Origin of the sequence: Enterobacter cloacae complex sp. SHL020, from assembly GCF_049236945.1 — a bacterium.
GTDB lineage: Bacteria > Pseudomonadota > Gammaproteobacteria > Enterobacterales > Enterobacteriaceae > Enterobacter > Enterobacter dykesii.
In genome coordinates this window covers 1-15907 of sequence record NZ_JBMKJF010000015.1, presented here as the reverse complement: position 1 = coordinate 15907, position 15907 = coordinate 1, and the positions used below count along the sequence as shown (strand labels likewise).

At 52.6% G+C, this 15907-nt stretch carries 13 protein-coding genes, 1 tRNA gene and 2 rRNA genes; 12 read left to right on the top strand and 4 right to left on the bottom strand.

Annotation, left to right across the window (positions count from 1 at the left end):
• Positions 1–119 precede the first annotated feature (119 nt).
• The 5 genes from ACOTZB_RS22080 (at position 120) to ACOTZB_RS22060 (ending at position 5039) form a co-directional block, all read left to right on the top strand.
• A complete protein-coding gene (locus ACOTZB_RS22080; protein ID WP_421628532.1) occupies positions 120–860 on the top strand; it encodes a carbonic anhydrase in 741 nt (246 codons plus the stop codon).
• A gap of 330 nt (positions 861–1190) precedes the next feature.
• A complete protein-coding gene (gene dusB, locus ACOTZB_RS22075; RefSeq protein WP_023309409.1) occupies positions 1191–2156 on the top strand; it encodes a tRNA dihydrouridine synthase DusB in 966 nt (321 codons plus the stop codon).
• A gap of 23 nt (positions 2157–2179) precedes the next feature.
• A complete protein-coding gene (gene fis, locus ACOTZB_RS22070; RefSeq protein ID WP_000462905.1) occupies positions 2180–2476 on the top strand; it encodes a DNA-binding transcriptional regulator Fis in 297 nt (98 codons plus the stop codon).
• Positions 2477–2653: 177 nt separating this feature from the next.
• Entirely contained in the window at positions 2654–2818 is a 165-nt protein-coding gene (locus ACOTZB_RS22065; protein ID WP_023309432.1) for a DUF2556 family protein, read from the top strand.
• Between the two features lie 139 nt (positions 2819–2957).
• On the top strand, positions 2958–5039 hold the full coding sequence (locus ACOTZB_RS22060; RefSeq protein WP_421628517.1) for a putative bifunctional diguanylate cyclase/phosphodiesterase: 2082 nt from the start codon (positions 2958–2960) through the stop codon (positions 5037–5039).
• Here ACOTZB_RS22060 and envR read toward each other — a convergent pair.
• The gene (envR, locus tag ACOTZB_RS22055) at positions 4955–5671 is read right to left on the bottom strand and encodes an acrEF/envCD operon transcriptional regulator (RefSeq protein WP_421628516.1); all 717 of its coding nucleotides are present in this window, start codon (positions 5669–5671) and stop codon (positions 4955–4957) included. The two genes, ACOTZB_RS22060 and envR, sit on opposite strands and share 85 nt — an antisense overlap.
• A 387-nt stretch (positions 5672–6058) precedes the next feature.
• Between envR and ACOTZB_RS22050 the strand changes: the two genes are divergently transcribed.
• The 7 genes from ACOTZB_RS22050 to ACOTZB_RS22020 all read left to right on the top strand — a co-directional run bounded on the left by ACOTZB_RS22050 (position 6059) and on the right by ACOTZB_RS22020 (position 15476).
• Entirely contained in the window at positions 6059–7198 is a 1140-nt protein-coding gene (locus ACOTZB_RS22050; RefSeq protein ID WP_421628515.1) for an efflux RND transporter periplasmic adaptor subunit, read from the top strand.
• 11 nt (positions 7199–7209) lie between these two features.
• Entirely contained in the window at positions 7210–10323 is a 3114-nt protein-coding gene (locus ACOTZB_RS22045) for an efflux RND transporter permease subunit (protein WP_421628514.1), read from the top strand.
• Positions 10324–10627: 304 nt separating this feature from the next.
• Positions 10628–10849, top strand: coding sequence for a lipoprotein (locus ACOTZB_RS22040; RefSeq protein WP_421628513.1), 222 nt, complete (start codon positions 10628–10630; stop codon positions 10847–10849).
• Positions 10850–11322: 473 nt separating this feature from the next.
• Positions 11323–12348: an amino acid ABC transporter substrate-binding protein gene (locus ACOTZB_RS22035; RefSeq protein ID WP_024906309.1), complete on the top strand. Its 1026-nt coding sequence runs from the start codon at positions 11323–11325 to the stop codon at positions 12346–12348.
• A 67-nt stretch (positions 12349–12415) separates the two neighbouring features.
• On the top strand, positions 12416–13597 hold the full coding sequence (locus ACOTZB_RS22030; RefSeq protein WP_047650970.1) for an amino acid ABC transporter permease: 1182 nt from the start codon (positions 12416–12418) through the stop codon (positions 13595–13597).
• Between the two features lie 9 nt (positions 13598–13606).
• Complete coding sequence (locus ACOTZB_RS22025) at positions 13607–14710, top strand: amino acid ABC transporter permease (protein WP_421628531.1); 1104 nt, start codon at positions 13607–13609, stop codon at positions 14708–14710.
• A gap of 7 nt (positions 14711–14717) precedes the next feature.
• Positions 14718–15476, top strand: coding sequence for an amino acid ABC transporter ATP-binding protein (locus ACOTZB_RS22020; RefSeq protein WP_023309440.1), 759 nt, complete (start codon positions 14718–14720; stop codon positions 15474–15476).
• Positions 15477–15583: 107 nt separating this feature from the next.
• Here ACOTZB_RS22020 and rrf (ACOTZB_RS22015) read toward each other — a convergent pair.
• From rrf (ACOTZB_RS22015) to rrf (ACOTZB_RS22005), 3 genes are all read right to left on the bottom strand, one after another.
• Positions 15584–15699, bottom strand: a 5S ribosomal RNA gene (gene rrf / locus ACOTZB_RS22015).
• Positions 15700–15742: 43 nt separating this feature from the next.
• A tRNA-Thr gene (locus ACOTZB_RS22010) sits at positions 15743–15818 on the bottom strand.
• 14 nt (positions 15819–15832) lie between these two features.
• Positions 15833–15907 (bottom strand): 5S ribosomal RNA (gene rrf / locus ACOTZB_RS22005); the annotation flags it as partial.

The window sequence follows — 15907 nt, the reverse complement described above, 5'->3', positions numbered from 1 at the left end:
GTGGTCATCTGACCACGCCTCTCCCCCTCTGATAATCCTCTCTCCCCCGGTCATTCTTCGGTAAAATAACCCTACAAATCATGTTGATTTGTATTACAAAAATTCACCGGAAGAATATGATGACACAGGTTACAGGCAAGGCAGCGCTGCTGGCGCTGAGCATGATCTCGGCTTCAGCATTCGCATCACACTGGAGCTACGAAGGGGAAGGTTCACCGGAACATTGGAGCGAGATGGACGAGGCATACAAGACCTGTCAAAGCGGAATGAACCAGTCTCCCATTAATATTGATTCCACCACTAACGCCCATCTCTCCCCGCTACAAACCCACTACGTTGATGGCCCTGTTACGCTGACAAACAATGGCCATACCATTCAGGCAAGTGAACAGGCGAACACCCGAGATACCCTTACTCTTGATAAGCAAACCTGGACGTTACAGCAGTTCCATTTCCACGCGCCGAGCGAAAACACCGTGCATGGCAAGAGGTACGCGATGGAAATGCATCTGGTTCATAAAAATGCCGGCGGGGAACTGACGGTGGTGGCGGTCATGTTTGATAAAGGGGCCGTAAACCCGGAGCTTGAAAAGCTATGGCGCGTTATGCCTCAGCAGGCCGAGCAGAACGTCTCCATCAAACAGGATCTCCACCTGAACAAACTGCTGCCGAAAGATAAAACGTACTGGCGCTTTAGCGGTTCACTGACCACCCCACCGTGTTCAGAAGGCGTCACCTGGATTGTGCTTAAACAGCCCCTGACGGTTTCTGCAGAACAGCTGGCCAGATTCACCCAGACGATGCATCACGATAATAACCGTCCGGTACAGTCGCTGCATGGGCGCGTCGTGGTCGAATAACACACATTTTTCGCATAACGATCATGTTCTAAAATGCGACGCAGATCGCAAAGAAGTAGGGAAATCTGCTGCTAAAAACAGCAGATTATCCCGCTTCACCTGGGCATTTATTCAGAAATGATGAGAAGTTACGGGAAATTGTAAGCGTCCATAAAATAACCATTATCATATAACTTAATGATTTAAATAATGAATAATTTTGAACGGAAAGATTGGGCGGCGATTCCTTGATCTACAACAGTGGATTGTTCAAAGTTTGGCCTTTCATCTCGTGCAAAAAATGCGTAATATACGCCGCCTTGCAGTCACAGTATGGTCATTTCTTAACTCATGCGCATCGGACACCACCAGCTTAGAAATCGCCTGATCGCAGCCCCAATGGCAGGTATTACAGACCGGCCGTTCAGGACGCTGTGCTATGAGATGGGAGCCGGTTTAACCGTATCCGAGATGATGTCGTCTAACCCGCAGGTTTGGGAAAGCGATAAATCCCGCCTTCGGATGGTGCACGTTGATGAACCAGGTATTCGCACCGTGCAAATTGCCGGAAGCGTGCCTGAAGAGATGGCAGATGCCGCGCGGATTAACGTGGAAAGTGGTGCCCAGATTATTGATATCAATATGGGGTGCCCGGCCAAAAAGGTGAATCGCAAGCTTGCAGGTTCAGCCCTTCTGCAATACCCCGACCAGGTGAAAGCTATCCTGACGGCGGTTGTCAGCGCGGTGGACGTTCCTGTTACGTTGAAGATTCGCACGGGTTGGTCGCCGGAACACCGTAACTGTGTAGAGATTGCCCAACTGGCCGAAGACTGTGGCATTCAGGCCCTGACCATCCATGGACGCACTCGCGCCTGTTTGTTCAACGGTGAAGCTGAATACGACAGCATTCGGGCAGTTAAGCAGAAAGTTTCCATTCCGATTATCGCGAATGGCGACATAACTGACCCGCTTAAAGCCAGGGCTGTACTCGACTATACGGGAGCTGATGCTCTGATGATAGGACGTGCAGCTCAGGGAAGACCCTGGATCTTCCGGGAAATCCAGCATTATCTGGACACTGGGGAGCTGCTTGCCCCGCTGCCTCTGGCAGAGGTTAAGCGCTTGCTTTGCTCGCATGTTCGGGAACTGCATGACCACTACGGTCAGGCAAAAGGGTACCGAATTGCGCGTAAACACGTCTCCTGGTATCTCCAGGAGCACGCTCCAGATGACCAGTTTCGGCGCACATTCAACGCCATAGAGGATGCCAGCGTACAGCTGGAGGCGTTGGAGGCATACTTCGAAAATCTTGCGTAATGAAATAAAGAGCTGACAGAACTATGTTCGAACAACGCGTAAATTCTGACGTACTGACCGTTTCTACCGTTAACTCTCAGGACCAGGTAACTCAAAAGCCCCTGCGTGACTCGGTTAAACAGGCACTGAAGAACTATTTTGCTCAACTGAACGGTCAGGATGTTAATGACCTGTATGAGCTGGTACTGGCTGAAGTTGAACAGCCACTGTTGGACATGGTGATGCAATACACCCGCGGTAACCAAACCCGCGCTGCGCTGATGATGGGTATCAACCGTGGTACTCTGCGTAAGAAACTGAAAAAATACGGCATGAACTGATACTAATCAGTTAAATGCTTGTTTAAAAAGGCGCTCTTCGGCATGGGGAAGCGCCTTTTTTATTACCTGCGCTTCTCTGTCAACGCATTGTAAACCTTCGCGTCTCCCGCTTTTCAACCCCGGTTTTTCGTGTATATTTCCCCCACCTTACTGGCGATTTTCTCGCGGAATGACACAATGATTCGTAAATACTGGTGGCTGGTTGTCTTTGCAATCTCCGTTCTCATTTTCGATACACTCCTGATGCAGTGGATTGAACTGATGAGCACCGAAACCGATAAGTGTCGCAATATGAACTCCGTCAATCCGCTGAAACTCGTGAACTGCTCAGAGCTCGACTAACCGCCCGATTGCGCAAATCACCCCGTTATTACCCACTAAAAACGGGGATTTAAATCCCTTTGAGCCATTACCTGACGGTGATAATGTCTCGCCCTTCTCAACCGCTCTAGCGTAACCCCACACTCGAGTAGAACCGTCCATGCTGGTCAGCCAATACAACCCTATCCTTGTCGTCCTCTCCTTTGTTGTTGCCATCCTTGCTGCGTATACCGCGCTGAACATGGCTGCACGCGTCGCCGGGAGTCAGGGCGTCGCTGCCCGCGTCTGGCTTGCTGGCGGCGGTATTGCTATGGGCATCGGCGTGTGGGCCATGCATTTTATCGGCATGCTGGCGATGGACCTCTCCATGAGCATGAGCTACAACGCCACCCTGACGGTGCTATCCATGGTCATTGCCGTAGGTTCGTCGCTGTTTGCGCTATGGCTCGTGAGCTGCGAGCAACTACGCCTGCGCCGACTGCTGCCCGGCGCGCTGGTGATGGGGAGCGGTATTGTTGCTATGCATTACACCGGCATGGCGGCGCTGGAAGTGATGCCCGGGATTATCTGGGACAAGATGTGGGTGGCCATTTCGGTCGTGATTGCGCTTGCCGCTTCGCTCGCGGCATTATGGCTGACCTTCCGCCTGCGTCGCGAAGCCGCCCAGGTCGTGCTGATGCGCATGGGTGCCGCCATCACGATGGGTATTGCCATTGCCGGTATGCACTATGCCGGGATGAAAGCGGCGCAGTTTCCGATGTCCACAATGGTTCACCATGAGGGTATCAACGGGAGCTGGCTGGCGGTGCTGGTCAGCGTCGTCGCGCTCTCTATTCTTGGGATCACCCTGCTGGTGTCGATGCTGGATGCCCGCCTTCAGGCACGCACCGCTCTTCTGGCCTCGTCGCTGGCAGAAGCTAACCGAGAACTCGCTCAACTGGCGCTACACGATACCCTGACGCGCCTGCCCAACCGTATCCTGCTGGAAGACAGACTCGATCAGGCCATCAGCAAAGCCGATCGTGAAGGGAACCACTTTGCCCTGATGTTCATGGATCTTGACGGCTTCAAAGCCATCAATGATGCCTACGGCCATGATGTCGGTGACAGGCTGCTGGTCGCCGTTACGCAGCGTCTGCTGCTGCTTCTGAAAGGCCAATTTACCCTTGCACGTATCGGCGGTGATGAGTTTGTTCTGCTGGCAGAGGGAGAAGGTCCGGACGACGCGGCATCGCTGGCGAATTCGCTGGTGCGCGCGATCGATAGCCCGTTCAATCTCAGCCCCTATGAACTGGTGGTGACCCTCAGCATAGGTATTGCGCTGTACCCTCACGACGGAAAAACCGAGCGTGAGCTGATGTTTAACGCCGACGCGGCGATGTATCACACGAAGCATATGGGCCGTAACGGTTACCACTTTTTCCAGCCCTCCATGAACACCCTGGCGCAGACCCATCTCCAGTTAATGAACGATCTGTGGATGGCGATCGATCGCAATGAGCTGCGCCTGCTGTATCAGCCAAAATTTCACGCCCCGGTGGGCCCGGTCCTCGGATTCGAGGCGTTATTGCGCTGGCAGCATCCTAAGCAGGGGTTACTGACGCCGGACCTTTTTCTGCCGCTGGCGGAAAAAACGGGGCTAATCGTCCCCATTGGCAACTGGGTGATTAATGAAGCCTGTCGCCAGCTGCGGGAATGGCATCTTCAGGGACATCAAAGCTGGTCAATGGCGGTAAACCTGTCGACACTGCAGTTCGAACAACCTTCGCTGGTTAAAACGGTTCTCGACTGCCTGGCACTTCATCAGGTGCCACCGGAAATGTTGATCCTCGAAGTGACGGAAACCACGGCGATGAGCAACCCGGATGAGAGCGTACGGGTGCTGACAGAGCTGACGAATGCGGGGGTGAAGGCCTCCATTGATGATTTTGGCACCGGATATTCGAGCCTGCTGTACCTCAAGCGCTTACCGGCCTGCGAGCTAAAAATCGACAGGGCGTTTGTGCAAGAGCTCAGCGGCGAGAGCGAGGATGCCACTATTGTCTCAGCGATTGTGGCCCTCGCTAAAACACTTAACCTGAAAGTCGTGGCAGAAGGTGTGGAAACCGAAGCGCAACAAGCCTTTTTGACCGAGCTGGGCTGTAACACCCTTCAGGGTTATCTGCTAGGTAAACCCGTCAGCGCGCAGACCATAGAAGCACTTTGTGCCCGCAGGGAAATGTTACCTGGCGCTGAGCAGTAAGCATCATCCGGCGACACGCGAATAACCGGGAGTGTCGCCAGTATGCTATCTACCAGAGCGGGAGCCTGCTGATAAAGATTAAAACTGTCGTTATTCATTAACCAGTTTTTAATTATTCCGCTAAAAAAACCGTGGAATACAATTAATGTGAGATCTACATTCACCTGTGGCGAAATGATGTTCCGCGAAATACAGGTTTCCAGCGCGGTACGTAGCGTGTCATCGTTGAACCCGATACGCTTTCTGATTTCACGCTCAGAAATCATATCGCTGCTAAATTCACACTTATGATACAGAATTTGTAAAAGCGCACATTGCCGGGGTTCATGGGCAATATATTGCAGCGCAGTAATAAATTGCTCACGAAGTTTTAACAATGGATCGTCACTATCGGAAAGGGAAAGCCTGTCGTGAATCATGTCGCGAAGCGGTAATTGTTGTTCCCAGATGGCATTAAATATTTCAGATTTACTGGTGAAGTGCCAGTAGATCGCGCCGCGCGTCACCTTAGCGGCATCAGCGATATCCGTCAGCGTCGTGCTGGCTACGCCACGCGTGGCAAACTGTCCGATAGCCGCCTCAATCAGCCGCTGCCGGGTTTGTTGAGCCTCTTCTTTCTTTTTACGCGCCATAGGCAACTACTCGTTACTCACAAGGTTTAAAGGTCATATTGCGTTCATGCAAATGTAAGTATTCACTAAAATCCGTTTTAATTTTGCACAAAAAAAGTCACCCCTCTGGATTTATAATTAATACAGATACATCCAATCAATTAAATTGACGAAATGAATAATTATAAAATATTAAACTCATTTACCGGATTAACATACCTGAACTATATCCCAGAATGGAGCCGGTCTTATTCTGATTTTCTTCTACAAGCATGGTCATTCGCACTTATAAATTAAAAAACATTAAATACCCTCATTATTATACGCAGCTACATTTTATTTTTATCCCTCTGCCCCTGCTACCGATTCGCAGCATATATCGGTTAATGGGTATTTAAAGGAACAGTAATGACGAATCATTTCAGACGCTTGCCCTTATCCGGTTTCATTGTCTGCGCGGTACTGCTCACTGGATGCGATGATCAGGAAAATCAACAACAGCATCTGCAGGCGCCCCAGGTCAGCGTGCATATTGTGAAAAGCGCGCCTCTGGCTGTCACCACTGAACTCCCGGGCAGAACAGATGCATTTCGCGTTGCGGAGGTTCGTCCTCAGGTTAGCGGCATTATCCTGCACCGTAACTTCGCGGAGGGTAGCGATGTAAAAGCGGGCGAGTCACTTTACCAGATTGATCCTGCGCCCTATCAGGCCGCCTATGACAGCGCGAAGGGTGAGCTGGCGAAGGCTCAGGCGGCGGCCAATATTGCGCACCTGACGGTGAAACGTTATCTCCCGCTGGTAGGCACCCAGTATGTCAGTAAGCAGGAGTATGACCAGGCCGTGGCGACGGCTCAGCAGGCAGATGCCAGCGTGGTTGCAGCAAAAGCGGGTGTTGAAAGCGCACGTATCAACCTTGCCTACACCAAAGTGACCTCTCCGGTTGATGGTCGTATCGGAAAATCCAGCGTGACAGAAGGGGCGCTGGTGACGAACGGGCAAGCCGCAGCGCTGGCAACGGTTCAGCTGCTCGATCCGATTTATGTTGATGTCACCCAGTCCAGTAATGATTTTATGCGCCTGAAACAGACGAGCCTGCAAAAAGGTGATATCGCCAGCAACGTTGAGCTGCTGATGGAGAACGGGCAGCCCTACCCGCTAAAAGGCACATTGCAGTTCTCTGACGTCACGGTCGATGAAAGTACCGGATCGATTACCCTGCGCGCCATTTTCCGGAACCCTCAGCATCTGTTGTTACCCGGTATGTTCGTTCGCGCCCGCATTGATGAAGGCACCCAGCCGGATGCGATTCTGGTACCACAGCAGGGCATAACCCGTACACCGCGAGGCGATGCAACCGTGCTGGTGGTGAACGATAAAAACCAGGTTGAGCCGCGAACCGTCGTGGCCCCTCAGGCAATTGGCGATCGCTGGCTGGTGACGGAAGGGCTGAAAAACGGTGACCGCGTGATTGTCAGCGGGCTACAGAAAGTCAGGCCGGGGGTAACCGTCGTCGCCACGCCGGATATCACCACGACGCCAGCCGGTTAAGGGACGACGACATGGCTAATTTCTTTATTCAGAGACCGGTTTTCGCCTGGGTGCTTGCCATCATTTTGATGATTGCAGGCGGGCTGGCCATTCTCAAACTTCCCGTCGCACAGTATCCGACCATTGCTCCTCCCGCCGTGGCGATATCCGCGACCTACCCGGGAGCGGACGCTCAAACGGTGCAGGATACCGTGACACAGGTTATCGAACAGAACATGAACGGTATCGATAACCTGATGTATATGTCCTCCACCAGCGATTCAGCGGGTAACGTCACCATCACCCTGACCTTCGAGTCAGGAACCGATCCGGATATCGCCCAGGTACAGGTGCAGAACAAGCTGCAGCTCGCCATGCCACTGCTGCCGCAAGAGGTACAGCAGCAAGGGATTGGCGTTGAGAAATCCAGCAGCAGCTTCCTGCTGGTCGCCGGCTTTGTTTCAGACAACAAGAATCTCACGCAGAATGACATCTCTGACTATGTCGCTTCGAACGTCAAAGATGCCATCAGCCGAACGTCTGGCGTCGGTGACGTTCAGCTGTTTGGCGCTCAGTATGCGATGCGCATCTGGCTCGACAACAACGCGATGAACAAATACCAGCTGACGCCGCAGGATATTATCAACCAGCTGAAAACGCAGAACGACCAGATAGCTGCAGGCCAGCTGGGCGGAACGCCGTCCATCCCCGGGCAGCAGCTCAATGCCTCAATCATCGCGCAAACCCGCCTGAAATCACCGGAGGAGTTTGGTCGCGTGACGCTCAAGGTGAACCTGGACGGCTCGATGGTGCATCTAAAGGACGTGGCTCGCATTGAGTTGGGTGGCGAAAACTACAACATGGTCACTAAAATCAACGGGCAGGCGGCAACCGGCCTGGGGATTAAGCTGGCAACCGGGGCAAATGCGCTGGACACCGCGGCAGCCATTAAGAGCAAGCTGGCGCAACTGCAGCAGTTCTTCCCGCAGGGGCTGAAAGTGGTCTATCCCTATGACACCACCCCTTTTGTGAAAATCTCCATCCACGAAGTGGTGAAGACCCTGTTTGAAGCGATCGTTCTCGTCTTCCTGGTCATGTACCTGTTTCTGCAAAACCTGCGGGCAACGCTCATCCCGACTATCGCGGTACCGGTTGTTCTGCTGGGTACCTTTGCGGTTCTGGCGGCGTTCGGTTTTTCCATTAATACCCTGACGATGTTCGGCATGGTGCTGGCGATTGGTCTGCTGGTCGATGACGCTATCGTGGTCGTTGAGAACGTCGAGCGCGTCATGGTCGAGGACAAACTGCCGCCGAAAGAGGCCACGCAGAAGTCGATGGAGCAGATCCAGGGCGCACTGGTGGGGATCGCCATGGTGCTCTCGGCGGTCTTTATTCCGATGGCCTTTTTTGGCGGCTCGACGGGGGCGATCTATCGCCAGTTCTCGCTGACTATCGTTTCCGCGATGGCGTTGTCCGTACTGGTTGCGTTAATCCTGACGCCCGCACTCTGCGCAACGTTGCTTAAGCCCGTATCCGGCGACCATCATGAGAAAAAAGGTGGCTTCTTCGGCTGGTTTAATGCGCTCTTCGATAAAAGCGTGGAGCACTACAGCAACAGCGTGAGCGGGATTTTGCGTAAGACAGGGCGCTATCTGGCGGTGTACGTCATTATCGTCGGTGGGATGGCGGTGTTCTTCCTGCGCTTGCCCACCTCCTTCCTGCCCGAAGAGGATCAGGGGGTGTTTATGACGATGGTTCAACTCCCGGCGGGTGCAACCCAGACGCGTACTCAGCAGGTCCTCGATCAGGTTCAGGACTACTATCTGAACAAAGAGAAAGCGAACGTTGAATCCGTCTTTACCGTAAACGGCTTTAGCTTTAGCGGCCAGGGCCAGAACTCCGGTATAGCCTTCGTCAGCCTTAAGCCCTGGGAGGAGCGTCCGGGGTCGGAAAACGGCGTTGAAGCCATTGTGGGTCGCGCGACGAAAGCCTTCAGTCAAATTACAGATGGCCTCGTGTTCCCGTTTAACCTGCCTGCAATTATCGAACTGGGTACCGCCACGGGCTTCGATTTTGAATTGATCGATCAGGCTAACCTTGGGCATACCCAGCTGACGCAGGCGCGTAACCAACTGCTCAGCATGGTGCATGAGCACCCTGACCTGCTGGTTCGCGTGCGCCCTAACGGTCTTGAAGATACGCCTCAGTTCAAGCTGGATGTCGATCAGGAGAAAGCGCAGGCGCTGGGCGTCAGCCTTTCTGACGTCAATCAGACGATTTCGACGGCCTTAGGGGGCACCTATGTTAACGACTTTATCGATCATGGGCGCGTGAAAAAGGTCTACGTCCAGGCCGACGCAAAATTCCGTATGTTGCCGGGAGATATTAACAACCTTTACGTGCGCAGCGCGAATGGGGAAATGGTCCCGTTCTCCGCCTTCAGCAACGCTCGCTGGGTGTACGGTTCACCTCGTCTGGAGCGCTATAACGGGATGCCCTCTATGGAGATCCTGGGTGAATCAGCCCCGGGTAAAAGTACCGGTGAGGCCATGGCTATGATGGAAAGTCTCGCGGCAAAACTGCCTTCCGGCATCGGCTATGACTGGACGGGGATGTCTTATCAGGAACGGCTCTCGGGTAACCAGGCGCCTGCACTGTACGCCATTTCACTGATCGTGGTGTTCCTGTGCCTGGCTGCACTGTATGAAAGCTGGTCCATTCCGTTCTCCGTCATGCTGGTTGTGCCACTGGGGGTCATTGGGGCTCTTCTCGCAGCGTCGCTGCGCGGGTTAAACAACGACGTCTATTTCCAGGTCGGCCTGCTGACGACGATTGGTTTATCGGCGAAAAACGCCATCCTGATCGTCGAATTTGCTAAAGACCTGATGGATAAAGAAGGTAAAGGCATTATTGAAGCCACTCTGGAAGCTTCCAGGATGCGCCTTCGACCGATCCTGATGACGTCCCTGGCCTTTATCCTTGGCGTCATGCCGCTGGTGATCAGCTCGGGGGCCGGGAGCGGCGCGCAAAACGCCGTCGGTACGGGCGTTATGGGGGGAATGCTTTCCGCAACGCTTCTGGCGATTTTCTTCGTGCCCGTTTTCTTTGTGGTTGTTCGGCGAAGGTTTACTCATCCTAAAGATTAATGTTTCCCTGAAAAGGCACCTCTGGTGCCTTTTTTATTTTTAACATAAACAACGAATTAGGTTTTGCAGAAAGGCAGTATTAAGAGCATGATGATTTGCATTAAGTAAGAACAGTCTCTTGCAGCTCCATAATGCCTCCATTAATTCCTCCTGAAACCGACTTTTCTCCACGATTTTTACAAACTACATAATTTGAGATTATTCCTCGTGTAACGAGGACTTACCCCGGTGGTAAAATAACCTCCAGTTCGTTAATAGCCCTCCTGGCTTTATAGCGGATGAGAAATAATACTGAGGTAACATCATGAAAAAATTCATTTCCGTTGCACTTCTCGCTGCGCTGCTGGCTGGTTGCGCACACGACTCTCCATGTGTACCGGTTTACGATGACCAGGGCCGACTGGTTCATACCAATACCTGTATGAAAGGCACCACCCAGGATAACTGGGAAACTGCGGGTGCGATCGCCGGCGGTGCTGCCGCAGTAGCGGGTTTGACGCTGGGTATTGTTGCCCTGACGAAGTAACATCTGTTGAGAAAGCGCGGCTCTGGCCGCGCTTTTGCTTTTAATGAGTGCAGTATTTTCAAATAAGTAAAAAAATAGCTCCGTATTTATTCACATAATTAATCTAAGCCTGAAGTCAGTCACAACTTTTTCGCATACTCATTCAAATTACTTATTCTATCGTGATGATTTTCACACATTAATATTATTGAACACCCTGCCAATATTCACGCTGAAAACTATCTCTTCTTTTTCCTGACCCGACGCATAACTTTTGCTCCAATTTGTGGCGCAGGTTGTAATTTCGCACCGTTTCGGGGCGCTCGTTTTATTTAAGCCTGTCTACACTCAGCATTAAGCGTTCACTCGTCTCTTATTTTGTCGAACGCAAAACTGGCATTACGTTTGCTTTATAAACGTTGGCCAAAGCCACAGACAGGTTAAGCGTTTAAAAACGCCTCTATAACGATAAATTACGCCACACAGGATGCATTATGAAAAAGACGATGATAGCCAGCCTGGCCGCTGCAGGCATGTTGTTTGCCGTAGCCGGTCAAGCCCATGCGGGAACGACACTGGATGCCGTTAAAAAGAAAGGTTTTGTTCAATGTGGTATCAGTGACGGTTTGCCTGGCTTTTCTTATGCCGATGCGAACGGCAAATTTACCGGTATTGATGTGGATGTCTGCCGTGGCGTGGCAGCCGCCGTTTTTGGCGATGACAGCAAAGTAAAATATACCCCGCTGACGGCGAAAGAACGCTTTACGGCGCTGCAGTCCGGCGAGGTCGACATGCTCTCCCGTAATACCACCTGGACGTCCTCCCGTGATGCAGGCATGGGGATGTCATTCACGGGCGTGACCTATTATGACGGCATCGGCTTCCTGACCCACAATAAAGCGGGCCTGAAAAGCGCCAAAGAGCTGGATGGCGCCACCGTTTGTATTCAGGCGGGCACCGATACCGAGCTGAACGTCGCGGATTATTTCAAAGCAAACAACATGAAATACACCCCGGTGACATTCGACCGCTCGGATGAGTCGGCCAAAGCGCTGGAGTCCGGCCGTTGCGACACGCTGGCCTCTGACCAGTCACAGCTGTATGCCTTACGTATTAAGCTGAGCAATCCGGCAGAGTGGATTGTTCTGCCTGAAGTGATCTCCAAAGAACCTCTCGGACCGGTGGTACGTCGTGGCGATGAAGACTGGTTCTCTATCGTTCGCTGGACGCTGTTTGCCATGCTGAACGCAGAAGAGATGGGCATCAACTCGAAAAACGTTGATGAGAAAGCTGCTAAGCCATCCAACCCGGATATGGCACACCTGCTGGGTACAGAAGGTGATTTCGGCAAGGATCTGAAGCTGGATAACAAGTGGGCCTACAACATCATCAAACAGGTGGGCAACTACTCTGAGATCTTTGAGCGCAACGTGGGATCGGAAAGCCCGCTGAAGATCAAACGCGGCCAGAACAATCTCTGGAACAACGGCGGTATTCAGTACGCGCCACCGGTACGTTAAGTCATAGCTGTAACGGGCACTGCTCCGGCAGTGCCCACTCCAGAGTCATGGTTACTGAGGTTTCTTTATGTCCCATCGCCGCTCAGCCGTAAAAGGATCGCTATCCTTTTCTCATCCCGCGGTCCGCGCCTGGCTATTCCAGATTATTGCTATTGTTGCGGTTGTTCTCATCGCCGTGTATCTGATCCATAACACCATCACCAACCTGAATAACCGCGGCATTACCTCCGGTTTTGCGTTTTTAGATCGCAGCGCGGGGTTTGGTATTGTTCAGCACCTTATTGATTACCAGGAAGGTGACACGTACGGACGCGTGTTTGTGGTCGGTTTACTGAATACGTTGTTGGTATCGGCGCTTTGTATCGTCTTCGCGTCGATACTGGGCTTCTTTATTGGCCTGGCGCGTCTTTCTGAAAACTGGCTCCTGCGGAAACTGTCGACCGTTTATATCGAGACGTTCCGTAATATCCCCCCGCTCCTGCAGATCTTCTTCTGGTATTTCGCCGTACTGCGTAATCTTCCCGGTCCCCGTCAGGCCGTCGACGCGTTTGAGCTGTTTTTCCTCAGTAACCGAGGGTTGTCCATTCCTTCTCCTCAGCCGGGTGAAGGACTGTACGCTTTTATCGGCGCAATTGTGATAGCGCTTGCGCTCTCTGCGGGGGTATTCCGTTTTAACCGCAAGCATCAGGTCAAAACCGGTCAGCTTCGTAGAACCTGGCCCACGGCAGTTGTCCTGATCGTTAGCCTGCCGCTAATTGCGCACTGGCTGTTTGGGGCAGCGCTGCACTGGGACATTCCACATCTGCGGGGCTTTAACTTTCAGGGCGGGATGGTATTAATTCCCGAGCTGGCAGCCCTGACGCTGGCGCTGTCGATTTATACCTCCGCGTTTATCGCAGAGATTATCCGTGCGGGGATCCAGGCCGTTCCTTATGGGCAGCACGAGGCGGCGCGCTCGCTGGGATTACCCCATACCGTGACGCTTCGCCAGGTCATTATTCCGCAGGCTTTACGGGTCATCATTCCCCCCCTGACCAGCCAGTATCTTAATATTGTCAAAAACTCGTCTCTGGCCGCTGCGATTGGTTACCCGGATATGGTGTCACTCTTCGCCGGAACCGTGCTGAACCAGACCGGACAAGCCATTGAAACCATCGCCATCACGATGTCTGTCTATCTGATCATCAGCCTGGTGATTTCACTGCTGATGAACCTTTATAACCGCCGTATAGCACTGGTCGAGCGCTAAGGATCTATGATGACAAAAGCGATACTGTCGCACTCCTCGCGCCCTGCCAACTCGACAGGTGGACGTTTCATTCTCTGGGCGCGTAAGAATCTGTTCTCCAGCTGGAGTAATAGCCTGCTGACGATTGTCTGCCTGTGGCTCATGTGGGAGTTGATTCCTCCCCTGCTGAACTGGGCGTTTTTACAGGCCAACTGGGTCGGTTCAACCCGAGCAGACTGCACTAAAGCCGGTGCCTGCTGGGTGTTTATTCATGAGCGCTTCGGCCAGTTCATGTATGGATTGTATCCGCACGAACAGCGCTGGCGGATTAATCTGGCGCTGGTTATCGGCCTGCTCTCTGTCGCGGCCATGTTCTGGAAAAAGCTTCCTCGTCGTGGACGCTATATTGCCGGCTGGGCAGTGGTTTATCCGATTATTGTCTGGGTACTGTTGTATGGTGGTTTCCTGGGACTGGAACGCGTTGAAACGCGCCAGTGGGGCGGGCTGACGCTAACGCTGATTATCGCTTCAGTGGGGATAGCCGGTGCTTTACCGTGGGGGATTTTACTGGCCCTGGGACGGCGTTCAAAAATGCCGATCGTCCGCGTGCTCTCCGTTATCTTCATTGAGTTCTGGCGCGGCGTACCGCTTATCACCGTGTTGTTTATGTCGTCGGTCATGCTGCCGCTGTTTATGGCAGAAGGAACAACCATCGACAAGCTGATCCGTGCCCTGGTGGGGGTGATTCTCTTCCAGTCCGCCTATGTCGCTGAAGTTGTACGTGGTGGTCTGCAGGCGTTGCCTAAAGGCCAGTACGAAGCGGCGGAATCATTGGCTCTCGGTTACTGGAAAACGCAGGGACTGGTCATTCTTCCACAAGCACTCAAGCTGGTCATTCCGGGTCTGGTCAACACGATCATTGCCCTCTTCAAGGATACCAGCCTGGTGATCATTATCGGATTGTTCGATCTCTTTAGCAGCGTGCAACAGGCAACCGTTGACCCTGTCTGGCTGGGCATGTCCACCGAAGGATATGTCTTTGCTGCCCTGATCTACTGGATCTTTTGTTTTAGCATGTCGCGCTACAGCCAGCATCTGGAAAAGCGCTTTAACACCGGGCGTACACCGCACTGAGGAAATTATGAGCCAAATAACTATGACACCCGCCGACGCGATGATTACGCTGGAAAATGTGAATAAATGGTACGGACAATTTCATGTCCTGAGGGACATTAATCTTAAGGTAAAGCAGGGAGAACGCATCGTCCTTTGCGGCCCTTCTGGCTCCGGAAAATCCACAACCATTCGCTGTATTAATCATCTTGAAGAACATCAGCAAGGACGCATTGTGGTTGATGGTATCGAGCTGAATGAAGATATCCGCAATATCGAACGCGTACGTCAGGAAGTAGGAATGGTATTTCAACACTTTAATCTGTTTCCGCACCTGACCGTTCTGCAGAACTGTACGCTTGCGCCGATTTGGGTACGAAAGATGCCGAAAAAGGAAGCAGAGGCGTTGGCAATGCACTACCTGGAGCGTGTACGTATCGCAGAGCATGCCAATAAATTCCCTGGCCAGATATCGGGTGGCCAACAGCAGCGTGTGGCTATCGCCCGTTCGCTGTGTATGAAACCGAAAATTATGCTGTTTGATGAACCGACATCTGCCCTCGATCCGGAAATGGTGAAAGAGGTTCTGGACACCATGATTGGGCTGGCACAATCCGGCATGACCATGCTCTGTGTGACGCATGAGATGGGGTTTGCGCGAACCGTGGCCGACCGGGTGATCTTTATGGACCGCGGTGAGATTGTTGAGCAGGCACCGCCGGATGAGTTCTTTGCGCATCCAAAGTCAGAACGCACGCGAGCATTCCTGTCGCAGGTGATTCATTAGTTGTTTGCTCTGCCGGGTGGAGGCTTCGCCTTACCCGGCCTACCGTTTTTTTCGGCGCATAAACGCAAAAAGGCCATCCTTTCGGATGGCCTTCTCACTTATTTGATGTCTGGCAGTTCCCTACTCTCACATGGGGAGACCCCACACTACCATCGGCGCTACGGCGTTTCACTTCTGAGTTCGGCATGGGGTCAGGTGGGACCACCGCGCTAAAGCCGCCAGACAAATTCTTTTACTTCTTGCCGAACTTTAACCTAAGTATAAAGTGGTGCTGATACCCAGAGTCGAACTGGGGACCTCACCCTTACCAAGGGTGCGCTCTACCAACTGAGCCATATCAGCACGCTAAATTTGATGCCTGGCAGTTCCCTACTCTCACATGGGGAGACCCCACACTACCATCGGCGCTACGGCGTTTCACTTCTGAGTTC